Below are 22,753 nucleotides of genomic sequence, written 5' to 3'. Positions count from 1 at the left end.
AACCCGAGCAACACAATCCTGTGGTCTCAGGCTCCGTTAGTGTCGTTTGTCCGAGGCTCAGGGCGGCCTCGACACTGGTGCGCACCGCAACCAGGAGGTCGATATGAGCGGAACACGCCCGATGGTCACCGGTCCGGTCGAGCTCGGCGAGCGCAGTCTGGCGCTCACGCTGGACGGCCGTACCAGCCACTTCCACTACGTATGGCTGCGCGACAACAGCTGGTCCGGAGACTCCCGGGTGATCCAGAGCGGGGAGCGCCAGCTGTTCACCGCCGCCATCTCCGAGGACATCGCGCCGGTCAGCGCCTGGTTCGATCCCGTCGAGGGGCTGCGGATCGAATGGAACGACGGCCACCACGCCACCTACGCCACGCACTGGCTCAAGCACCACGACTACTCCGAGGAGGCGCGGGCCGGTCGGCGGCACGCCCCGAAGCTGTGGGACGCGGGAATCGGCGAGCTGCCGTCCTTCGTCTACGAGGACGTGGTGGGCGCGGACGAGAAGGGTCAGCTCGCCTACCTCGACGCGCTGCGCGACTACGGGGCGGCGATCGTGCACGGGGTGCCGAGTGTCGACGGAGAGGTGGAGCGGTTCGCGGAGGCCTTCGGTCATGTCCGCGAGGTCGCCTTCGCCCGCATTCACGATGTGCGGCACGACCCGAAGGGCTACAACGTCGCCCACACCCCCGGCGAGCTCAAGCCGCACACCGACCTGCCCAGCTACACCTGGCCGCCGAGCATCCAGCTCCTGCACTTCCTGGTCAACCAGGCGACCGGCGGCGAGAGCACCCTCGTCGACGGCTGGAAGGTCCTCGCCGACCTCCGCGCCGAGGACCCCGAGGCGTTCCGCGTCCTGACCCAGGTGGCCGTCCCGTACCAGTTGTTCAGCGACACCGAGGACACCCGGGCCGTCGCGCCGATGATCCAGCTCGACACCGAGGGCACGGTCCGCACCTTCCGGTTCTCCAACCAGCTCGCCCTGCCCCTGGACATCCCCTTCGGCCAGGTCGAGCCCTTCTACGCGGCCTACCGCAAGCTCGGCAGGATGATCGACAGCGACCGCTACAAGCTGGCGTTCAAGGCGGAGGACGGCGATCTGCTCACCGTCCACGGACACCGGGTGCTGCACGGCCGGCTCTCCTACGATCCGGCGAGCGGCGCCCGCCACCTCCAGGACGTCTACATGGAGTGGGACGACCTGATGGCCCGCCGTCGCGTCCTGCGCGGCGAGCACAAGCCCCTGTCCGCCGCCGTGCCGGCCCTGGAGGTGTCCGCGTGAGGACGGTGAGTTTCACCCGGATGTCCGACGGGACGGCCGAGGACTACGCGCTGCTCTCCGAGATCGAGGCGGCCGAGCTGGAACGGTTCCCGGAGAAGGTGCTCGGGTGGCTGCGGTCGATGGACGTGGACAGCGGCTACCGGATCACCCGCCTGGAACACTGCCTCCAGTCCGCCACCCGCGCCCACCGGGCGGGGCAGGACGAGGAGACGGTCGTGTGCGCGCTCCTGCACGACATCGGTGACGTGCTGGCTCCCGCCAACCACTCCGAGGTGGCCGCCGCGCTGCTGCGGCCGTACGTGTCCGAGAAGAACTACTGGATCGTCCGGCACCACGGACTGTTCCAGGGGGTCTACTACTTCCATCACATCGGGGGCGACCCCCACGCCCGCGACGAGTACCGCGACCACCCCAACTACCAGGCCACCGTGGACTTCTGCGCCGACTACGACCAGAACTGCTTCGACCCGGACTACGAGTGGGAGCCGCTGGAGTTCTTCGAGCCCATGGTGCGCAGGGTGCTCTCCGCGACCCGGGTCCCCGAACCCACGGAACACCCCGGCGGCAGACCCTTCACGCCGTGATCCACCGACACCGAACGCCGCGGCGGCCCGAGGGAGGGTGCCGCGGCGTCGGCGTGGCGAACCAATTCTGCCGACCGCTTGTGACGAAAGGTTTCGTCACTTAGCGTTTCGCCTCATCTCGGACTGCGGAACATCCGAGTCCGACGCGCCTGTCTCTCCGCCGCATGCCGTTGGCCCCGACCGCCACACCGGTCGTCCCCTTCAGGACCTTCACGTTCTTCCTCACCCGCACGGGTCCACACGGCATCTCCACGACTCCCTCGCCAGCCCCCTGGAGCGATCATGAGCAACCCGGGAACCGTCAGAACCGACACCGCGCCCCCGCCGGCCGACGACACCAGCGACCTCGCCCACTTCGGCTACAAGCAGGAGCTGGAACGCTCGCTCGGCTCCTTCTCCAGCTTCGCCGCCGGCTTCAGCTACCTGTCGATCATGACGGGCGTCTTCCAGCTGTTCGGCTTCGGCTTCGCCTCCGGCGGCCCCGCCTTCATCTGGACCTGGCCGATGGTCTTCATCGGCCAGGGCGCGGTCGCCCTCTGCTTCGCGGAGATGGCGGGCCAGTTCCCGCTGGCCGGCTCCGTCTACCAGTGGTCCAAGCAGATAGCCGGACGGGCGACCTCATGGCTCTCCGGATGGATCATGGCCATCGGCGCGATCGTCACCGCCGCCGCGGTCGCCGTCGCCTACCAGATCATCCTTCCCCAGGTGTCGCTGGCCTTCCAGGTCATCGGCGGCTCCTCGGACGCCGGTCTCACCTCGACGCCGAACGGTGCCAAGAACGCGATCCTGCTCGCCCTCGGCCTCGTCCTGTTCACCACGATCGTCAACATCGCGGGCGTACGCCTGATGGCGAAGATCAACAACATCGGCGTCGCGGTCGAACTGGTGGGCGTGGTCCTGCTCATCGTCATGCTGGCCATCCACATCAAGCGCGGACCCCAGGTCGTCATGCAGACCCACGGCACCGGAGCCGGCCACTCGTGGGGCTACTTCGGTGCCTTCCTGGTGGCCGCCTTCATGAGCGCGTACGTCTTCTACGGATTCGACACGGCCGGATCGCTGGCCGAGGAGACCAAGGAACCGCGCCGCCACGCTCCTCGCGCCATCCTCCGCGCGCTGCTCGCCGCCTTCGTCGCCGGCGGGCTCGTCATGCTCGTGGGCATGATGGCCGTCGGCAACCTCAGCGCCTCCGAGGTCAGCACGCTGGGCATGCCCTACGTCGTCAAGAGCACCCTCGGCACCACTCTGGGCGACGCCTTCCTGATCTGCTCCGCGATCACCGTCACGGTCTGCTGTCTCGCCGTGCAGACCGCGGCGATCCGGCTGATCTTCGCCATGGCACGGGACGGGCGCCTGCCCTTCGGCGCGGCCATGGCCAAGGTCTCGCCCAAGTCCGGCACCCCGGTCCTGCCCGCCCTCGTCACCGGCGCGCTGACCATCGCCCTGCTGCTGGTCAACATCGGCAACCAGCGGGTCTTCTACGTCCTGACCTCGGTCGGCATCATCCTCTTCTACATCCCCTACCTGATGGTCACCGGCCCGATGCTGCTGCGCCGCCTGCGCGGCGAGTGGCCGCGCCCGGACCACGGGCCGTACTTCAGCCTGGGCCGCTGGGGCTTCGTGGTGAACCTGGTGGCCGTGCTCTACGGCGTGGCGATGACCGTCAACCTGGCGTGGCCGCGCGCCGCCGTCTACGGCGACGACCACTGGTACTTCCAGTGGGGCGCCATCGTCTTCACCGCGGTCATCAGCGCCGTCGGCGGACTAGTGTATCTGCGCTACCGCCGTCACGGCGGCACGCCGGCAGCGATGTGACGTCATGAAGCGGGCGGCGACGCACGACCACCGGGAACGGCTCGCAGGGGCTCTCGCGGCACACGGTGGAAGGCGTCGCCGCCCGCCGACGTGTATCTCTGCGAACCGCTCCGGGATCTCCGGGAGGCTCGAGGCCCCGGCCCGCCCGGAACGGTTCAGCTCAAGGTGCAGTGCTGCCCGCATCGCGTGCCGGTCCCGGCACCCGAGCTCGGCGGCGAGCCGGGCGGGCTGCCGCAGATGCCTGCCCGGCTCCGACACCGCTCGCGATCACGTCGCCGCAGAAACCGCCCCGTGGTGTGCGACGACGTGACGGGAGCTCACCAGGCGGTCTCGCCGCAGCCGCCGGTCCCGGTGCTGTTGTTGTGGACGCAGACCCGCGAGCCCGCGTTGGTGCCGTTCCAGTGGAAGCCGGTCGAGGCGCTGGTGTTGACCACCTCGTAGCCGTCGGACACGGCCGTGAAGTCGTACGAGCCGATGACCTTGCGCTCCAGCCACATGACGCAGTCCGCACCGTTCCAGGACTGCACGAGTCCCTGGACGTAGCCGTCGGTGGACCTGCGGTTCATCCAGCCCTTGCAGCTTCCGACCGTGACGTCCTTGCCGGAGATGTAGTCGATGGACTGGATGCCGGCGGAGGCCTTGGGCGTTGCCGCCTGGGCCTGGCTGATGCCGCCCAGCGAGGCGGCCAGGGCCACGCCGGAGATGAGTGCGCCCGTCCGTACGGCCCACTTCGCGCTTGTCGCTTTCGCGCTTGTCACTTCGTCGGCTCCTGTGCGATTGCGCATGGTGTCTCCTAGGTTCGTCGGCCCAGTTGCGTGGACGGGACCAAGGTGCGCGGCCGACCGTCGGTGAACCTTGGACAAACGTTGAATGCGCTGGTCGAAGGTGCTATGCCAGGGTGGCGACGTGAGACTCGGGGGCGTGCTGTGACGGTTGAGTTCGATCTGCTCGGCAGTGTCGAGGCGCGTGTGGACGGCCGGATCATCGATCTGGGTCATGCCCGGCAGCGGTGTGTCCTCGCCGTGCTGCTCGTGGACGCCAACCGGGTGGTTTCGGTGGACCAACTCGTCGAGCGCGTCTGGGCCGACCGTCAGCCGCAGCGGGTCCGCAACACGCTCTACGGCTACCTCTCCCGTCTGCGGCGCGCCCTGGCCGTCTCCGAGGGGGTGGACATCGTCCGGCGATCCGGTGGCTATGTCCTCGACGTCGAGGCGGGCGCAGTGGATCTGCACCGATTCCACGACCTCGCCGCACGGGCCCGCGCGGCCGCGCGCGACGAGCAGGACGAGCAGGCTGCGGCCTTGTTCGGGCAGGCACTCGGCCTCTGGCGGGGGGTTGCCTTCGCGGGTCTGGACACCCCTTGGATCAACGCCCTCCGTGACGCCGTGGACCAGGAACGCACCGCCGCCGAACTGGACCACACCGACGTTCGGCTCCGCTGCGGTCACCACGCCGGACTGCTGGCCGAATTGTCCGCCCGGGCCGAGGCGCACCCACTGGACGAACGACTGGTCGGCCAGTACATCCTCGCCCTGTACCGCTGCGGCCGCCCGGCCGACGCCCTCAACCACTACGAGCGAACCCGGCTCCTGCTGGCCGAAGAACTCGGCTGTGACCCCAGCCTCCCGCTGCGGCAACTGCACCAGCAGATCCTCACCACCGACCCCGCACTGAACGTCCCGGCCACCGGCCTCGCCGCCGGGCGCGCTCCGGGATCCGCACCCGCTCTCGTGCCGCGCCCGTTACCCACGCCCCCGCCGGTGCGCACCCCACGGGGCGCCGACCTGCCCGGCCCGGCGACACCGCAGCGCCCCCGGACGGGAAGTCACCTGATCGGGCGGACAGCGGAGTTGAGGCTCCTCGACGGCGCGATCGAGGATGCCCTGGCCGGTGCGCCAGGGGTGGTCGAGGTGATCGGGGAACCGGGTATCGGAAAGACACGGCTGCTCGGCGAACTCGGCGAACGTGCGCGACAGCGCGGTTTCCTGTCCTTGGCCGGCCGCAGCGTGGAGTTCGACCGGGCTCCCTACGGTGCGTTCGTGGACGCCCTGGACGACCACCTCGGCACTGTGGACCTCCTCCCGCTCCGGCATGATGGATCACCGCCCGGCGCGTTCACCCTGCTGAGTACGGTCTTTCCCGCGCTCTGCGACCGCTTCCCGACCGGGCCGGAGCCGGTGACGGTCGAACGGTACTGGTTCCACCGGGCGGTGCGGATGCTGCTGGAGACGCTGAGTGCCGACGGCGGGCTCGTGCTCAGCCTGGACGACCTGCAGTGGACGGACGACGGTACAGCCGAGCTGATCGACCATCTGGTACGGCACCCGCCGAGGACACCGCTGCTCCTCGCCCTCGCCTACCGTCCCCGGCAGGCCCCGCAGCGACTGGCCGCCGCACTGGCCCGGGCGGGCACGGAGGGAAGGCTCGCCAGGATCGAGCTGGGTCCGCTGTCCCCGGCCGAGGGAGCCGAGCTGTGCGGGGCCAGGCCCGATCACTGGCGTTTCCGGCGGCTGTACGAGGCCAGCGGCGGCAACCCGTTCTACCTGGAGGCGCTGACCGGGAGCACCGGAGACGAAAACCTCCTGGCGGTCCCGGTGGCCCAGGCGGTCCCGGCCGGCTCGGTGCCTGTCGCCGACGGTCTGCCGCAATCGGTGCGTGCCGCACTGCTGGAGGAGTTCGGAGGTCTCTCGGCCACCGCGAGGGTCTGTACACAGGCGGCCGCGGTGCTCGGCGACTCTTTCGAAGCCGACATGGTGGCGGTCGTGGCCCAGACCGGTGAGGCACAGGCTCTCGCCGCCCTGGACGAGGTCGCGGAGCGGGACCTGGTACGCCAGATCGGCTCCACGCGCCAATTCCGATTCCGCCATCCGCTGGTGCGGGCAGCGGTGTACCAGGGGGCCGGCGCCGGTTGGCGGATCGAGGCGCACACCCGGGCCGCGGACGGCCTGGCGTTGCACGGCGCGCCGCTGACCGCTCAGGCGTCGCACGTTCTGCGTTCGGCGCGGGTAGGAGACGAGCACGCCGTCGACGTGCTGGTACGGGCCGCCCGTCAGGTGATGACGATCGCACCGGCCACGGCCGCGCATTGGACACAGGAAGCCTTGCGACTGCTCGGCGAGCAGAGCCGACTGCGGCCCGAACTGTGGCTCCAGCAGGCCAATGCGCTGGGCATGGCAGGACGACTGCTGGAAAGCCGCGACATCCTGTGCACGGCCGCATCCCTCCTGCCCGCGCGAGCACAGGGCCGACGGGCCCAGGTGATCGCCCTCCGAGCCACCATGGAGTGGGCGCTCGGCCGGTACGAAGCGGCCACGGCTCTGCTGCTGCGGGAGCTGGCGGACCACGACGGCCAGGTGAGGCCGGAAACCGCCACCCTGGAGTTGGGGGTCGCGGTGGTCGCGCTTCGTACGAACGACTTCTCCACGGCCGTCGACTGGGGCGAACGCGCGTTGCGCTCGGCGGAACACATCGGCGACCCGCTGCAGACCACCGCGGTCCGCGCTCTCCTGGCACTGGCGCATACCTTCGCCGGCGACGCCCGGTCGACCGACTACCTCGACCTGGTGCTGGAAGCACTCGACGACGCCGACGACCGGCAACTGGCCGGTCAAATGGACACACTTGTCATGGTCGGCTGGACGGAAATGCTCCACGAACGCTACGACTCCGCTCTGCGCCATCTCGGCCGAGGCCTGGAAGTGTCCCGCCGCACCGGCCAGAGCCTCTTGCTCGCCGATCTGTTCGCCGCCTCCGCCTACGCCTTCATGTGGCTCGGTCGCCTGGACGAGGCGGCGATGTACGCCGATGACGCCCTGGAGGCGGCATCGCTCGTCGGCAGCAGCGAGCCGCGCTCGTTGGCCGAGGTGGTGAGCGCGGCGGTCTTGATGTGGCGGGGAGACTTCGCCGGAGCACTGAAGATCTGTGAGCAGTCACTCGCTCTGGCCGGCCCCGCACCGGGCGCGCGCCGGTCGGCGATCGTCGGGATGCTCGGCCAGACGCTGCTGCTCAACGGCGATCCCCATGGTTGTGTCGGCAAGGTGCTCGAAGCGGGCGGCGGTCCGCACCTGTTCGGGTTCGAAGCCCCGGTCCGTCCGATGTGGTTCCGGCTGCTGACTGTCGCGGAACTGGCCCTGGGCGACGTGACAGCTGCCGAAATGTGGGCCGACCGCGCAGCCGCTGCCTGCGCAGCCCCTGACGGGCCGCCCGGTCGGCGCGGGTTCGCGTTGCTGGCCCGTGCCGAGACACAACTCGCCCGGCAGAACCCGGCAGCGGGTCCGACCGCGTGCCGGGCCGCTGCCGAGTTTCGCGCGGCCCGAATGCCCCTCAACGAGGCCACGGCCCGGCTGACAGCCGGTGTGGCACTGTCTGCCTCCGGCCGTCAGGCCGAAGGACTCGCTCAGTTGGAACAGGCGAAGGACCTTTCCGTCAGCTGCGGGGCCGTCGCCCTGTCCGAATTGGCCGATCAGGAACACCACCGAATCGCCGCCCGAACCCCGCCTCCGACAACGGGGACCTGAAGTTCACGATCGGCAGGGCGCGGCCTGTTTGTGATCTGTGGCACCTGTTCGCACCCCGGGTGCGCTCTTCCTGCTCTCTCCGGTTCCGAAGAACGCCTGGCGCTGTGCGCGGGCGAGGTAGTGACGCGCGCCGAACTGATCGAGAACTGCTGGGCGAGGCGAGCGAGCCGATGTCCGACGTGGTGGACGTCCTGATCGGCCGGCTGCGACGGCGGCTCGGGCCGCCCGATCCGACCGGGACGGTGCGCGGCGTCGGTCACCGGCTGGGTGAAGCCGGTCAAGGGCCGGTCGCCGAGGCGCGGCGTCCTCCGGTCCGTCCGGCGTGGCCCGGCTGCGGCGCACCCGTTGGGCGAAGTGGGCGCCCGGCAGAGGGCGGAGCCCGCGCTGGACTTCACCATGACGGCACCGCCGGCCTTCGCCCTGACCGCACAAGGCGAAGGCCGGTGGTCCTGGCGCTCCTCAGGAGGTGAGGTAGCAGCTCTTCCGTACGCCCGGCAGCGGATCGGTGCCGCCGAATGCCGCCGTCGTGCAGCCGGTGCCGCCGGTGAACGACCTGTACAGGAAGCTGCCCCGGGCGCCGTAGGCGACGGTCCGCTGTCCGCTGAAGGCGCACGTCCCGGCTTCGTCCGAGCAGGCCGTGGCATAGCCGGCCGGGCCGCCGGTGGCGGTGTAGCAGGCCTTCGACTCGCCGGGGATCGGGTCGCCGAAGGTGGCGTCGGTGCACGGGGTGTCGCCGGTGGCCTCGAGAGTGGTGAACGCTCCGAAGGCGCCGTACATCACCGGCTGCCCCGCAACGGCCGGGCAAGTGCCGTTCTGGGACGCGCACTTGGTCCAGCCGCCGGCCGGGGCTCCGTCGGGCGGCAGGTAGCAGGACTTGGCGACTCCGTCGATGGGATCGCCGAAGTGGGCGTTGGTGCAGGCGACGGACCCGTTGGTGACCTGGTGGGCGAAGTTGCCGTTGCCGCCGTAGGCGACGTCACGGTTGTAGCCGGGCACGGCACAGGTACCGGCTTCGGCGGCGCAGACGGTGTATCCGGGCGGACCGCCCGCGTCGGCGACGTAGCAGGACTTGAGGAGATCCGACGCGGGGTCGCCGCCGAAAGAGGCGTTGGTGCAGGCGGTGCTGCCGGTCGCCGTCTTGTACGTGTACGACCCCGCCCCATAGGCCACCGCGCGGGTGCCGCTGAAGGAGCACGTACCTCCCTCGCCGGCGCACCGGGTGAAGCCCGCCCTCAGCGCACCGGTACCGGGTTCGGCGGGTGCCGGCGGATTGCCCAGCCCGGTGGCGGTCACGCTGTAGCTGCCCGGAGCGACGCCGGTCAGGTAGACGTAGGTGTCGTCCTGGCTTGCGCCGGTGATTCCCGAGGTGGGCGTGAAGGTTCCGTTGCTCCAGACGACGTTGCCGTTCACGGACACCGAGATGCCGGAGCCGCCGAACTTCGGGATTCCGATACGGCCGGTGGTCCCGGCCGGGCTGGTGAGCTGCGCCGCGTACGTGCCGGCGGCGGGGACGCGGGACCAGGAGGCGCTGATGGCGCCCTGGGGCATGGTGATGTTGCCCTCGGCGCTGGTCAGGTCGCCGGGGTGCGGGACGAAGCGGTACGCGCCGGCCGCCGACTCCGGTGCGGTGCCGAGCACGTCGAAGGTGAGCGTGGAGGTGGGCGCGGAGGACCAGCCGTGCGCCAGGCTCATGAACGAACCGCCATAGGCGAGGCCACCGTCCGCCTTGATGCCCTCCCAGAAGGTGCTCTTGGTGCCGATGTCGCTGCTCAGCATGTGGCCCCAGGTGCGGCGGATCTGCGCCAGGGCGGTGAAGTCGTCGTTGGCGGCGAAGTGGGCGTTCAGTTCCATTCCGCCGGCGAAGGGCGAGACGTTGCCGCCCCATTCGGGAGTCGTGGGGCCGTAGGCGCCCCACCGGGTGGCGAGTTGGCCGACGATGCTGCGCGACTTCGCGGTGGAGTCGGCGAGCCCGTACCAGACCGCGAGCGAGTTGCCGTCCTGCGGGTACAGGCCGCTGGTCGGGTTGTCTTTGTACATGCCCTTCGAGGCGTCCCACAGACGGGAGTTGGCCGCGGCTTTGACTGCGGTCGCCTTGTCGGCCCAGCTCGCGGCGAGCGCGCTGTCGCCCTCGACCGTGGCCAGGGTGACGCCGCCCCTCAGCGCGGCGTACAGCAGGGCGTTGGCGGAGATGTTCTCGCCACCCTGGCCGACCCGGGCCCAGTCCTGGGTGCGGGTCACGTTGAGCAGGTTGTTGCCGTCGATCTTGTTGATGATGAAGGCCATCCCGCGCTTGTAGTCGGCCCATTCGGAGTCCAGCCACGCCCGGTCGCCGGTGTAGGTGTAGTACGTGGCCGTGCCCAGCAGCGTCCAGGTGTGGTAGGTGTCCGAGCCGGTGAGGTTGAACGGCGGGCCCGACCAGGGGATTTCGCCCTCCGTCGACTGCGCGTCGTACATCGTGGTGAGCGCGTTGCGGGTCGAGGTGAGGTCGCTCGAGTAGGCGTACTGCGTGGGTACGGCGATGCCCAGGTCGCCGGGCCACACCGTACGGTCGCGCTTGGCCCCGTCGACCAGGACGGAGTCGCCCACGCCGACGGTGGCGCCGTTGTCCCACTCCGAGGCGGGCGGGGGCCAGGCGCGGCCCTGGCCGGAGGCGATCGTGTTGAGTTGCACGGTGTACGCCCCGGCGTACCAGATGCGGTTGAGCAGGTCGTCGCTGGAGTGGAAGTAGTTGGCGTAGTCGGCCGGGTTGCTCTTCCCGGGAGCCGCGGTGAAGTCGAGGCTGACGCCTTTGAGGTCCACCCAGCCCGAGGTGCCGAGGAAGACGGTGAGGTAGCGGAAGCCGCCCCGCAGTCTGGCCGTGGGCATCGTGTAGGTGCCGTTGGCGGAGGCCGTGGTGTAGAGGGCCCCGTCCTCGCCGTCGCGGCCGCTGCTCCGGTCGCTGTTGTTGCCCACGTACAGGGACGACTCGCTGAAGGCCAGGCCGACTCGCTGGCCGCTGTCACTGGTGCTGCCGAAGGATAACGTTGTCAGACCACCGACCTCTTTGCCGAAGTCGAGGGTGACGGCCGACTGCGAGCCGGAGATCCGCGTCGGCTGTCCACTGAGGACGTTCTGCGGGTTCGCGACGCTGCCGGACGTGGAGTACACGGCGGCCGGCTTCAGGGTGCGGGAGGTCGGCGAGTAGTTCAGGGCGTCAAGGGCCGCTTCGCGGGCGTCCGTTGCGGTCGGTGCGGGGTCGGCCGACGCCGCGGGACCTGCCGTCAGAACGGCGGCCGCGACCATGGCGAGGCTGAGCAGGTGGTACCGACCTGGCGATCTGCTCAGTGGGGAACGACGACGCATGGAAATCTCCCGGGGCGGGTGAGGGAAGACCGGAATGTGACGTATGAAACGATTCAAAATCATGGCCCACGACACCTGGTGAGCGATCGGACAGTTGGATGTACGAGGAGCCTCGCCAAAGTTCCACCGATGATGGGCGCGCGAAATCGGGGTGTCAACCCGTCGCGGCGACACCTTCGACGTCGCCCGTGTCGCGGCGCCCGCCCTCACGGCCCGCCCCGTCGCCGGCCGAGACCGCGGGCGGCCCCATGCGGGCGGTCCTGTAGGGGCCGTGAGCGCTTCAGCGCACCAGGAGACCGATGGCGACCTCCATCCGTTCGAGGTAGAACTCCCGTGACGCGGCTTGGTACTTGAGGCCGATCGATGTGCTGATCATCGTCCGGGCGACAGCGAGGGCCGTCTCTCGTCCTGACTCGACGGCGATTGCGTCTGTGATCAGTTCCTCGAAACGTCGGGGTGTGGTCTCGACGATCTCTCCGAGGAGGTCGGGATTGTCCTCGATGACCGCCGTGACATCGCGCGCCAGTGGACCGATGTAGCGGCCCGCCCACTGGTCGAACGCTTCGACGAGGCGCTCTCGAAGGGGTCGGCCGGTGTCGGACAGGACGTGTTCGACCGCTGCGATGTCCCGCTCCAGAGCCTGGGTGACCGCGGCACGGAACAGAGTCTCTTTCGAGGAGAAGAGGAAGTAGAGCCCGGGCCGGGAGATGTGCGCCGCCCGCGCCACCTCCTCCATCGAGGTCTTCCTGTAGCCGAATCGCGCGAACGTGACCATGGCGGACTCCAGAACCATGGTCCGACGGTCGGTGTCGGCGACTGTCGACGGCAGGTGGCCGGCGTCGGGACTGCTCATGGAAGGAGCATATGAGCGAGAACCGCACTATACAAATCAAGTCTAGTACGTATAGTTGCGCCATGAATGCTCGTGAACTCATCCGCACGCCCTTCACCTCCTCCAGCACCGCGGACGAGGTGCTGCAGGACATCGACCTCACCGGCGTCCGCGCGATCGTGACGGGAGCCTCCTCCGGACTCGGGACCGAGACGGCTCGTGCGCTGACCGCCGCCGGGGCGGAAGTGACGCTCGCCGTCCGGAGCACGACTGCGGGCAACGCCGTCGCCGAAGCGATCGCAAAGTCGACCGGAGGGATCCGACCCCGAGTCGTCCGGCTCGACCTTGCCGACAGGACCTCCGTCACACGATTCGTCGACGCATGGGACGGTCCGCTTCACCTGCTGATCAACAACGCGGGCGTGGTCACCGGTGGCCTCGAACGAACGCATGAGGGCTGGGAGTTGCAATTCGCGACGAACCATCTCGGCCACTTCGCGCTGGCCACCGGTCTTCACCACGCCCTGGCCCGGGGAGCGGCGGACCGCGACGGAGCACGGATCGTCTCGGTCAGTTCGACGGCGCACATGCGGTCCGGCATCGACTTCGACGACCTCCACTTCGAACGCCGCGGCTACGACCCGCAGATCGCCTACGCCCAGTCGAAGACGGCGAACTCCCTCTTCGCCGTCGAGGCGACCCGCCTCTGGGCGTCCGACGGCATCATCGCCAACGCGGTGAACCCGGGCGGTGTCGCAACCGGACTGCAGCGGAACTTCACACCGGAACAGAAGGAGTCGCTCGACGCGGCCGAGGCCGCCGGAATCTTCACGTACAAAACGGTCGAGCAGGGGGCTGCCACCAGCATCGTCGCCGCCGTCGCCCCCGAGTTCGCTCACTCCGGAGGCCACTACCTCGACGATGCACAAGAGGCCTACACCGTGCCGAACGACGCCGCCCTCGCGCAGCACCCGCACGGGGTCAAGCAATGGGCCCTCGACCCCGCCACCGCCAGTCACCTCTGGGCGGTCTCAACCGACCTGCTCCACGCCTGACACCCCGACGAGTTGTCTGCCGCCCGCACAAGGCCGTCGGCCCTCTGACAGGCGACGGCCGACAGTGCCCCGTCGGGGTCGATGCCCTCCCATTGCTCGGGACCAGATGTCGGAAACCCGTGCGGGTGACGGTGAAGGGCCGGCCGCTCTGGACGGCGTCCATGATCTGGTGCTACAAGGTGCCACGGGGCTCGTGCCGGCGGGCCACGTCCGGGCTTCGGGCGCGACTTGTGCCAACGGTCGTACGAGGTCGCGGCGGGCAGGCGGCCATGGCACATACGTACCTGGAATACGTACTCCTACCGACGTGCCCCTGACACCTTTGCCGTTTCCTTGCGTTCATGACGACACCGGGCGTGAAGGCGCGGATGCCGAGGAATGTCAGGCCGGCGATGGCGGGGGTATGGGTCCAAGCCGTGCTGAACCTGGCGGCCGGCGCCCTGTTGCCGGCCGTGGTGAACGACGCGGCGGACCACGGTCAGGACGAGGGGTCCGGGCTGCTCCGGTTCGTGGCGGTGTTGTCGCTGCTGATCGCGGGGGCGCTCCTGCTCCCCGTGTCCGACCGGGGCGGCAGGCTGCCACGACAACGAGGGGTGGACGGCCGAGGAATCCCGGCCGATCTGGCCACACCCGGATCCCAGCCGATGACCTCTGCCCGATGACCTCTGCCCGACGTCCGACGCCGACGCCCGACGTCCGACTAGAGCGTCGACATCAACGACTTTTTCCGGCCCTGCCACAAGGACAGTTCGGCAGGACCGCCCGACCTCGTCTTTGGGGGAATCGCATGCGTATACACACTGCGGCCACCGTCCTTTCCGGCGCCGTCGTCCTCTCGGCGCTCGTTCTTCCGGGTGCCGCCCAGGCCGCGGAGCACCCTGGGACGGCGACGGATCTCACAGCCTTCGCCTCGGAGAGCGTCCAGCCGCGGGACTCGCTGGGCGGCACCACCTTCAAGAACGGCGTCGTCAACAACGGCAAGGACATCGTTCTCGGCGTAACGGGCAAGAAGGCCGTTCCCGTCACCTTCACCGCCTTCGACGAGGAAGGCGTAGCCATCACCCAGGCCTTCCTGTGGCAGGGCACCGACAGTTCGAGCACGGACACCATCACGGGCGGCCTGGAGTCGGACGCCTACCCCACCTGCACGGAGACGACGGTCCAGAACGGCTACAGCTACAGCTGCAAGACGGTCTTCACCATCGACCCCGCGGTCGCCTTCAAGGACGGCAACGGCACCGCGGGGACCTGGAAACTCTTCCTGGGCGCCTACGACCTCTACGCGAACGCCAGTTACGACGACGACGTCGCCAGGGCCAAGATCAAGCGTGCCGCCAAGCTGACCGCCAACGCCTCCCCGGAGCCGGTGAAGAAGGGCAGGACCATCACGGTCACCGGCAAGCTGAGTCGCGCCAACTGGACCACGGGCAAGTACGCGGGATACGCGACCCAGCCGGTGCAGTTGCAGTTCCGCAAGAAGGGCAGCAGCACCTACACCACCCTCAAGACGGTCAAGACCAGCAGCACCGGCACCGTGAGCACGACCACCAAGGCGGGCTCCGACGGCTACTACCGCTTCGTCTTCGCCGGCACCGCCACGACCGGCTCCGCGACGGCGCCCGGCGACTTCGTCGACGTCAGGTAGGCGGCTTCCCGGCCGGGACCGCGGTGGCCGGTTCGCAGAGGCTCACCGGTCACCGCCGAGAGCACCTGGACCACGCTCAGTCCTGCTCCGCGCGGGCGTTCCCGTAACGGCTCCCGGTGCGGCGGCGGGCCATCAGCGTGGCCAGGGCGGTACGCGAGGAGACCCCGGTCTTGCGGAAGGTGCGGGAGACATGGGTCTCGACGGTACGCCGGCTGACGTAGAGCCGGTCGGCGATGGCCTGGCTGGTGAGCCCCTGCGCCACCAGCTCGGCTATCTCCAGCTCCCGGGCGGTCAGGGTGGCCAGCCGCTCGGTGAGTCCGGCGCGGTCCGGGGAACCGTTCGGAGCCTCGGAGCCGCTGCCGGGCGGACGGGTGGCGTCGGCGAGGCCGACCAGCATTCCGCTGCCGCCCGCCTCGGCGAGCCGGCGTCCCCTGAGCCAGGCGTGCGTGCCGTCCCGGCCGCGGCCCGCCGCCGCTTCCAGCGGGGCGCCGAGCAGCAGGGAGTGGGCCTCCCAGAAGACCGCGCCGCAGCGGGCGCTCTCCGCCGCAGCCTCCGCGAACAGGTCCGCCGCCGCTGCCGTGTCCCCCTGCGCCAGCGGCAGATGGGCGGTGCTGCGCAGCGCGGACGCCCGCTGCATCGGCAGCCCCAGTTGTTCCGCCTCCTTTCGCGCCCGTTCGGCCCACCCGCGGGCCTCGTCGAACCTGCCCGTCACCAGTGCGGACGTGACCAGGATCTCCAGGTAGAGCGGCCGCATCGAGGGCTGGATCCGCTGCAGTTCGGGGCCGCCCGCCTGGAGCATCGCGTCCCGGGCGCGGACCGGGTCGCCGGCCATGAGCGCCGCCCAGCCGAAGATGCACCAGGCCGTGGAGGCCCACCAGTCGACCCCGGTGCCGGCCGCGGCCACCGCCTCCTCGGCGACGGCGAGAGGACGCGGATCGTCCGGCGGGCAGGCGGCGACGAGGGCCGAGGCCTTGCTCGCCAGTACGAACGCGAGCAACTGGTCGCTGCCGATCCCGCGGGCGATGTCCTCGGCCTGGTCGGCGAGTTCCAGCGCCGAGGAGATCCGGCAGGTCTGGACCCGGACATGGGACAGGCACAGCAGCAGATGGGGCACGACATAGAGCTGGCCGCTGCGGCGGGCGATGTCGAGGCCGCGCTCCGCGTGCCGCTCCGCGTCCGGGTAGTGCTCCAGGAAGGCCTCCGCCCAGCCGAGCCGGGCCAGGGGTTCGCACAGCGCGGTGAGGTCGTTGTCGGGCAGGGAGTCGACCAGGGCGGCGGCCTGCCGGGCGAGTCCGTGCGCCGCGGTCATGTCGCCCTCGTACGCCTCTCCCAGGGCGGCGACGGCGAGGACGCCCGCCTCCCCGATCTCGTCCTTCGTGGACCGGGCCGCCGCGAGCGCCGCCTCGACCTCGGCGCGCACCTGGGTGTACGAGGTGGCGCTGTCCTGGGGCGCGGCCGAGCCGAGCTCCAGGCCGAGCCGGACGACGTCGGCCGGTGCGGGGCCGCGGGCCAGCTCGCGGCGCAACAGCGCGACGGCCTCGGTGCAGCGCCCCAGATGACGCTCCACCAGCGCGCACAGGACGACCGCGCGCACTCTGAGGCCTTGGTCCTCGCCGGTGGCCGGGCCATCGGGTGACCGCTGCGGGGTGGCGATCAGCTCCTGGAGCAGGTCGCGGCTCTCGCGCAGGCCACCGCACGCGGCCAGGGCGCGGGCCCGTCGCAGAACCAGCTCACGCCGCCGGGCGGCGTGTTCGGGAGTGTGCGGAAGGTGGCGGAGTGCCACATCGAGCCAGTGGGCGCAGCTCGCCGGGGCCGTTCGGGCGGTCCGTGCGGCGGCCTCGTCGAGCACGGCCACCGCTGCTGGGTCCCAGGCCGTCAGCGACTGTTCCACATGGTGGGCCCGCTCGGCGGCGGAGGCGCCTGCGCGGGCCAGTTCCTGCGCGGCGAGCCGGTGGATCTCGACGCGCCTCAAGAAGGGCGTGCTTTCGTGGACGAGGGTCCGCACGACCGGATGCCGCAGGGTCAGCAGGCCCTGCGGGGCGAATCGCAGCAGGTCGCGGCGGGTGAGAGCGTGGACGTCGGCGGTGAACGCGGTGCCGGCGCGGCCGGTCACCCGGCTCACCATCGCCGGGGTGGCGTGCTCGCCCAGTACCGCCACGGCCTCGACGATGCCGCGCCGGGAGGGGGCGAGCACGGTCAGTTCGTCCAGCAGCAGGGTGCCGAGCCCGGGCGGCGCCGAGGACTCGGGCGTCGTACCGCCGCGGTGGGCCTGAAGGAGGGTCAGGAAGTAGAACGGGTTGCCCTCGCTCGCGGCGTACAGCGCGGCGGTCTCGGCGGGCGGCAGGCCGGGGCCGGCCAGTTCGGCGCAGTCGCGGGCGCTCAGTGGTCGCAGGCCGAGTCTGACGACCGTGCCGGTGTCGAGTCCTCGGGTGAGCCTGGCGGCGAGGGACTCGGGACTCTGGCGGTCACGGCGGGTCACGGCCAGGACGACGGGGGCGTGCACGGGATGGCGTACGAGATGGTCCAGCAGCTCCAGTGACGCCGGGTCCGCCCAGTGCAGGTCGTCGAGGGCCAGCAGCAGCCCGGACGGGGCGGCGAGCCGGGCGAGCATGACGGCCGTGGACCGGTGCAGTCCGAAACGGTCGACCGTGCCGCCCCGCTGAAGGAGGGGCGCCACCGCGTCGGTCTCCTGGAAGCCGTCCAGGGCGTGCGGGTCGAGGTGGGCGAGCGCGTCGGTGAACACCTGGAACGGCACCTGCCGCTCGTACTCCGTGGCTCTGCCGCGCAGGACCGTCATTCCGCGTCGGCTCGCCCGGGCGCAGACCTCGCCGAGCAGCCGACTCTTGCCCATGCCGGCCTCACCGGTGATGTCGACGAGCCGGGAACGGCCGCTGTCATGGAACTCCTCGCCCCTCGCCGTGCCGCGCGTGCCGTCCGCCGCACGGTCGAGCAGCGCGTCGAACCGGGCCAGTTCGACGGAGCGGCCCAGCAACGGAGCCCTGTTCCCCTCGTCCCCAACCACCCCGTCCGCTCCCACATTTGCCCCCTTGTCCTTACATTCCCCTCGCACATCATTCTCTCCCGGTGATCGTCGTAACCGCCGCGCCGGCGAGCCGGAACGGACGGATCTCACAGGGCGAGCCGTCGCTTCCCGTCGGAGACGGGAGGCGACGACGCTGGCTCGTCGCCCGGACCGTTGCGTCTCAGCAGGCCGGTGACCCGGCTCAGCCATCCCATGAGGGGCTGGTTGTCACCGGGCCGGTACGGCCGGCCATGGTGGCGGCCCGGGCTCGGCGGCCGGTCCCAGGCGCCGGCCTCGGTGCGGCCCGGCCGACCGCAGCGCAAGGAAACGGACATACTATGTGTTTTGGTGTGTGAGTCCGAGCGGTGTCCGTCGGACGTGACGGACACGGAGCGGACGGCGGTCCGGCCGCGCCACACTCGGCATCGCGGCGGCCGGCGCCATCTTCACCCACCGCCTCACCGACCAGCTCGCCGCCCGGCTCCCGGCCACCGCCGCCAAGGCCGTCGGCAAGACCGACTCCCTCACCCCGGCCGCGGTCCACGCGCCCTGCCGGCCAAGCTCGAAGACGCGGTCGTCCTCTCCTACCAGCACGCGCTGCCCCCGGTCTTCCGCTACATGGTCCCGCTCTTCGCCGTCGGGCTGGTCCTGGCCGTCGTGCTGCCCGAGAGCGCCTGTCCGACACCAACGCCGTCTGAGCCGGCGGACCGACCGACCCGACCTATCTGCCTCCACACCCTTCCACTACAACAGCCTTCCCGACCCGGCTGTCCACGGCGTGCGCATCGATGCCGACGGAAACGTCCGGTTCCGGCTTCTCCGATCCGCGGAGACCGCCCGACACGTCCTCGCCCGAACCGGGGGGTGAAGCCCAGCCCACCCCATGGGCCCTGGGCCCCCGGGCGCCCGTCAGTGAGCGGCGTGGGCCGTATCCAACGCCAGTTCCGCCCAGATCGTCTTGCCGTCACCTATGTGACGTGTGCCCCAGCTGCGGGTCAGCTGGGCCACCAGGAGCAGACCGCGGCCGCCCTCGTCGTAGGTGCGGGCGCGGCGTAGGTGAGGAGCGGTGCTGCTGGCGTCGGAGACCTCACAGATGAGGTGGCGGTCGCGGATCAGGCGCAACTGGATGGGCGCGTCGGCGTAGCGGATCGCATTGGTGACCAGTTCACTCACCACGAGCTCGGTGACGAAGCACGCCTCCTCCAGGTGCCACGCGCCGAGTTGTGTGGCGACGAGCCCCCGGGCCTGGGCGACGATGACAGGGTCGGCCGGCAGGTCCCAGGTGGAGACGTGCTGGGTGCCGAGCGTGCGGGTGCGCGCGATGAGCAGCGCGACGTCGTCGGCGGGACGTTCGGCGGGGAGGATGCCGAGCACGGTGTCGCAGACGTCGTCCAGGGAGGCGGCGGGATGGTCGAGCGCCCTGCGCAGACGAGCGATCCCTTCGTCGATGTCCCGGTCACGGGACTCGACCAGGCCGTCGGTGTAGAGGGCCAGAAGACTGCCTTCGGGAAGGATGACCTGGGCTGCTTCGAACGGCAGGCCGCCCAGACCCAGCGGAGGGCCCGCAGGTACGTCCAGGATGTCCACGGCGCCTCCCGGGCTGACCACCACGGGCATGGGATGGCCGGCCCGGGCCACCGTGCAGGCCCGGGAAACCGGGTCGTAGACGGCGTACAGGCAGGTGGCGCCCAGGCCGCCGACGATCTCGGCGGCCTGGTCGGGCGGCGCGGCTCCGTTCGCGTCCACGTCCGCGTCCGCGTCGGCTGAGAGGCGGGCGACCAGGTCGTCGAGGTGGGTGAGCAGTTCGTCGGGCGGCAGGTCGATGTCGGCGAGGGTGCGGACGGCAGTCCGCAGCCGTCCCATGAACGCCGAGGCCTGGACGCCGTGCCCGACCACGTCGCCGACGACCAGGGCGACCCGGGCGCCGGACAGCGGGATCACGTCGAACCAGTCGCCGCCCACCCTGGCCAGGGTGCCCGCAGGCAGGTAGCGGCAGGCCACTTCCACCGCGGTCTGCCGAGGCAGTCGTTGCGGCAGCAGGGTCCGCTGGAGCCCCACCGCGATGTCCCGCTCACGGGTGTACTGGCGCGCGTTGTCGATGGAGATCGCGGCGCGGGCCGTGATCTCCTCGGCGAGCACCAGGTCGTCCTCTCCGAACGGCTCCGGCCGCCGGTGGCGGAGGAAGACGACGACGCCCAGTGTGGTGCCGCGGGCCCGCAACGGCACGGCCAGGACGGAGTGGATGCCGAAGGCACGGATCACCTCCGCCCGCCGAGGGTTCGCGACCGACCAGTCGGCGGAGTGCAGGTCGTTCTCGTTGTGCAGTACGGCGCGGCCTGTGTCCAGGCATTCGGCGGTCGGGGAGTCGACGACGTAGTTGTCGATCTCGCCGGGGGAGACCGCGGCCTCGGGGACGCCCGGAAGCACGGACTGATGGGCGACGCGGCGCAGTGCTGCCGCGGTCGGTCTCGGGCTGGTGTCCGGCAGACGCGTCTCCTGGGGAGCCTGTGCGTCGGGAAGGAGGTCCACGGTGGCGAAGTCGGCGAATCCGGGGACGGCCACGTCCGCCAGCTCCTGGGCCGTACGCACCACGTCCAGGGTGCTCCCGATGCGGGCGCTGGCGTCGTTGAGCAGTTGCAGTCGTTTGTGCGCCCAGTACTGCCCGGTCATGTCGTGAGCGGACAGACCCACGCCGCACACTTCGCCGTGCTCGTCGCGCAGCGGAGAGAGGACGAGCGACCAGGCCTGCTTGCGGGTCTCACCGGTGACCTGCACCTGCGCGTCCACGTACTGCGGCTCACCGGTGGCCAGCACTTCTTCCATGCGCCGCTCTACCCGCTCGAACTCCGGGTGGGCCATGATCTCCGAGTGCCGGAGCCCTCGCATCTCGGCCTCGGTGAGATCCAGGGCACGCTCCGCGAAGTGGTTGGCCAGGCGCAGGCGCAGACGCGTGTCGTACACCTCCATCGAGCAGCAGGCCGCCTGCTCGAAGCCCCGCGCGGCAAGTCTGCCGTCCTCCGGAGCGGGAGCCGTCCCGGTGAGGGCCGAGACGATGAACCAGTGAGGACCCGATGCTCTCCCCGACTGGTGGTGGGCGAGCAGCCGGGCCTCCACCCGGTGCCCGTCCCGATGCCGCAGCCCCACTCTGCCCTTCCATCTCGGCAGGGTAGGAATCCGATGGAGTGCTTCTGCGGAGGCCTCTTCATCGAGCAGGCAGGCGGCCGACAGTCCGACGATCTCCTGCGGCGTGTATCCCAGCAGGCGCCGGGCGCCCTCACTCCACTCGGTGACGATGCCGTGCTCATCGACGACGGCCCTGGCCGTGAGAGCTTCGTCGATCACGCTGCCGGACAGGTCATGCGGCCTGGCGCCATGTGTGTGTCGCTGCTCGGTCATCGTCCCGCCTCTGCCGGTGTCTCACGGATCGACGCTGGGTTCCTCCGCCTCGGGTGGGCTTCCGGTCCGGCCTGGTACGTCCATACTGCTACGCCAGACTCAGGGCTTCCCCCTGGACGTGCCGGTCCCCAGGCCACCGCCGCCAGCCCCCCCGGCCGCGAGACCTTCGACGGCGCCTTCCGCCCCTCGGCGCCTGTCCGGCTCGACCACGGCCCGGATTGCCATGCTCACGCACTGCTGCAGGCCCCCGTGACCGGTCGACCGCTCCCACGCCTCCCGCGCCCCCTCCGGGCCGTCGGCGGCACCTACCGCATCCCTTGCCCAGGGGCCCGTTCCGACGGCCCGCAGGGAGTGAGCGGGACCGGTGACGACCCGGCCGCCACCGGGCTGCCGGCCCCCGCTCCCCGCGCGGTGGCGGCCACCTGGGACACCGAGCTCGTCGAGCGGCACTTCGAGTACTTCTCCGAGGACCCGCTGCTCACCGGCACCCTGACCGCCGCCCTCGTACGCGGTCTGCAGAGCCGGGGCGTGGGCGCCTGCCTGAAGCACTTCGTGGCCAACGACTCCCCGTACTCCCCGAGGACGTGCACCTGTCCGTGCACCGGGGCGGCGACTCCCGCCTGCGCCCGCCGTACCTCACTGACGCGCTCCTCACCGATCCCGATACCGGCGCCGCCGGAGTGCGCGCCGACCACCTCGGCGAGGCCGGGAAGCACGCGCCGTCATCCCGGTGCGAGGCCCCGGCCCCCGCTGTGCTTTCGCCGAGTCCTCCTGCCCGAGGTCCCTCATGCGGACCGGTCGGGCCTGACCGGCTGCCCTCCCGGTCGGCGCAGGACGGCCCCCTGTTACCTTGCGCTCCATCGAGCGTGAAGGTTGTGCGGGTGGGGAGACGTCCGGCGACCTCCTTGGCGCCGCCCAGCCGGGCGATGTCCGTCAGCAGCAGCATCTCCGAGGTGAGTTGCCCGGTGTCACGGGCGTCCGCGGCCGCGGTGGCCAGTGTGTCCCGGGCTTGGGGCAGGTGTCCGCGGGCGGCTTGGAGCCAGGCCTCGCCCAGACGCTCCTCACCCGCCTGGTGGCCCATGACGGGGTAGGTCCGCATCTGGACCACGGCCGCCTCGGCGGTATCGAAGTCACCTAGGTGCCTCGGCAGGCAACGTTCGCCTCGTCGCGGCGCCCGGCACGCTCCCCCACTCTCGACTTCGCTCGAGCGGGAGGGGCCCCCACCGCCGCACCGGGCACAAGCCCAAGTACGTCCAGTACGAGGGC

Annotated in this window: 14 protein-coding genes; 8 read left to right on the top strand and 6 right to left on the bottom strand. The window is 70.6% G+C overall.

From position 1 onward, the window contains the following. The first annotated feature begins 103 nt into the window (after nt 1–103). The 3 genes from ABT057_RS22495 to ABT057_RS22485 all read left to right on the top strand — a co-directional run bounded on the left by ABT057_RS22495 (nt 104) and on the right by ABT057_RS22485 (nt 3,678). The gene (locus ABT057_RS22495) at nt 104–1,279 is read left to right on the top strand and encodes a clavaminate synthase family protein (protein WP_352345116.1); all 1,176 of its coding nucleotides are present in this window, start codon (nt 104–106) and stop codon (nt 1,277–1,279) included. After that, nucleotides 1,276–1,863, top strand: a complete 588-nt coding sequence (locus ABT057_RS22490; protein ID WP_352345114.1) for an HD domain-containing protein — start codon at nt 1,276–1,278, stop codon at nt 1,861–1,863. The genes ABT057_RS22495 and ABT057_RS22490 overlap by 4 nt, the downstream gene beginning before the upstream one ends. A gap of 282 nt (nt 1,864–2,145) precedes the next feature. Further along, on the top strand, nt 2,146–3,678 hold the full coding sequence (locus ABT057_RS22485) for an amino acid permease (RefSeq protein ID WP_352345112.1): 1,533 nt from the start codon (nt 2,146–2,148) through the stop codon (nt 3,676–3,678). A gap of 317 nt (nt 3,679–3,995) precedes the next feature. Here ABT057_RS22485 and ABT057_RS22480 read toward each other — a convergent pair whose 3' ends face one another. Beyond that, complete coding sequence (locus tag ABT057_RS22480) at nt 3,996–4,436, bottom strand: hypothetical protein (RefSeq protein ID WP_352345110.1); 441 nt, start codon at nt 4,434–4,436, stop codon at nt 3,996–3,998. 168 nt (nt 4,437–4,604) lie between these two features. Between ABT057_RS22480 and ABT057_RS22475 the strand changes: the two genes are divergently transcribed. After that, a complete protein-coding gene (locus ABT057_RS22475; RefSeq protein ID WP_352345108.1) occupies nt 4,605–8,195 on the top strand; it encodes an ATP-binding protein in 3,591 nt (1,196 codons plus the stop codon). Nucleotides 8,196–8,654: 459 nt separating this feature from the next. Here the strand turns inward: ABT057_RS22475 and ABT057_RS22470 are convergent, their stop codons facing one another. Beyond that, nucleotides 8,655–11,537: an alpha-L-rhamnosidase-related protein gene (locus ABT057_RS22470; protein ID WP_352345106.1), complete on the bottom strand. Its 2,883-nt coding sequence runs from the start codon at nt 11,535–11,537 to the stop codon at nt 8,655–8,657. 280 nt (nt 11,538–11,817) lie between these two features. Further along, the gene (locus ABT057_RS22465; RefSeq protein WP_502973951.1) at nt 11,818–12,390 is read right to left on the bottom strand and encodes a TetR/AcrR family transcriptional regulator; all 573 of its coding nucleotides are present in this window, start codon (nt 12,388–12,390) and stop codon (nt 11,818–11,820) included. A gap of 62 nt (nt 12,391–12,452) precedes the next feature. On the opposite strand from ABT057_RS22465, the gene ABT057_RS22460 reads away from it, so the two are divergent. The 3 genes from ABT057_RS22460 (at nt 12,453) to ABT057_RS22450 (ending at nt 15,069) form a co-directional block, all read left to right on the top strand. Then, nucleotides 12,453–13,424: an SDR family NAD(P)-dependent oxidoreductase gene (locus ABT057_RS22460; protein ID WP_352345372.1), complete on the top strand. Its 972-nt coding sequence runs from the start codon at nt 12,453–12,455 to the stop codon at nt 13,422–13,424. A 341-nt stretch (nt 13,425–13,765) separates the two neighbouring features. Then, a complete protein-coding gene (locus ABT057_RS22455; RefSeq protein ID WP_352345104.1) occupies nt 13,766–14,086 on the top strand; it encodes a hypothetical protein in 321 nt (106 codons plus the stop codon). 125 nt (nt 14,087–14,211) lie between these two features. Beyond that, nucleotides 14,212–15,069 carry a hypothetical protein gene (locus ABT057_RS22450; protein ID WP_352345102.1) on the top strand — a complete coding sequence of 286 codons (858 nt, stop codon included), beginning with the start codon at nt 14,212–14,214 and terminating at the stop codon, nt 15,067–15,069. A gap of 76 nt (nt 15,070–15,145) precedes the next feature. Here the strand turns inward: ABT057_RS22450 and ABT057_RS22445 are convergent, their stop codons facing one another. The 3 genes from ABT057_RS22445 to ABT057_RS22435 form a co-directional block, all read right to left on the bottom strand. Then, the gene (locus tag ABT057_RS22445) at nt 15,146–18,061 is read right to left on the bottom strand and encodes a helix-turn-helix transcriptional regulator (protein WP_352345370.1); all 2,916 of its coding nucleotides are present in this window, start codon (nt 18,059–18,061) and stop codon (nt 15,146–15,148) included. A 137-nt stretch (nt 18,062–18,198) separates the two neighbouring features. After that, nucleotides 18,199–18,426: a hypothetical protein gene (locus ABT057_RS22440; protein WP_352345100.1), complete on the bottom strand. Its 228-nt coding sequence runs from the start codon at nt 18,424–18,426 to the stop codon at nt 18,199–18,201. Between the two features lie 574 nt (nt 18,427–19,000). Continuing rightward, entirely contained in the window at nt 19,001–21,487 is a 2,487-nt protein-coding gene (locus ABT057_RS22435; RefSeq protein ID WP_352345098.1) for an ATP-binding SpoIIE family protein phosphatase, read from the bottom strand. 351 nt (nt 21,488–21,838) lie between these two features. Between ABT057_RS22435 and ABT057_RS49220 the strand changes: the two genes are divergently transcribed. Then, nucleotides 21,839–22,357, top strand: a complete 519-nt coding sequence (locus tag ABT057_RS49220; RefSeq protein WP_502973950.1) for a hypothetical protein — start codon at nt 21,839–21,841, stop codon at nt 22,355–22,357. Nucleotides 22,358–22,753 lie beyond the last annotated feature (396 nt).

The organism is Streptomyces sp. NPDC002588, from assembly GCF_040295925.1.
In the GTDB taxonomy this organism is placed as follows: domain Bacteria; phylum Actinomycetota; class Actinomycetes; order Streptomycetales; family Streptomycetaceae; genus Streptomyces.
This window is presented reverse-complemented; position numbering and strand designations above follow the sequence as displayed.

Bases quoted from the DNA above. Each gene is read 5' to 3' on its own strand.
- ABT057_RS22455 (WP_352345104.1), top strand. From the start codon at position 13,766: ATGACGACACCGGGCGTGAAGGCGCGGATGCCGAGGAATGTCAGGCCG.
- ABT057_RS22495 (WP_352345116.1), top strand. From the start codon at position 104: ATGAGCGGAACACGCCCGATGGTCACCGGTCCGGTCGAGCTCGGCGAG.
- ABT057_RS22465 (WP_502973951.1), bottom strand. From the start codon at position 12,390: ATGAGCAGTCCCGACGCCGGCCACCTGCCGTCGACAGTCGCCGACACC.
- ABT057_RS22485 (WP_352345112.1), top strand. From the start codon at position 2,146: ATGAGCAACCCGGGAACCGTCAGAACCGACACCGCGCCCCCGCCGGCC.
- ABT057_RS22435 (WP_352345098.1), bottom strand. From the start codon at position 21,487: ATGACCGAGCAGCGACACACACATGGCGCCAGGCCGCATGACCTGTCC.
- ABT057_RS22450 (WP_352345102.1), top strand. From the start codon at position 14,212: ATGCGTATACACACTGCGGCCACCGTCCTTTCCGGCGCCGTCGTCCTC.
- ABT057_RS22460 (WP_352345372.1), top strand. From the start codon at position 12,453: ATGAATGCTCGTGAACTCATCCGCACGCCCTTCACCTCCTCCAGCACC.
- ABT057_RS22440 (WP_352345100.1), bottom strand. From the start codon at position 18,426: ATGTCCGTTTCCTTGCGCTGCGGTCGGCCGGGCCGCACCGAGGCCGGC.
- ABT057_RS22470 (WP_352345106.1), bottom strand. From the start codon at position 11,537: ATGCGTCGTCGTTCCCCACTGAGCAGATCGCCAGGTCGGTACCACCTG.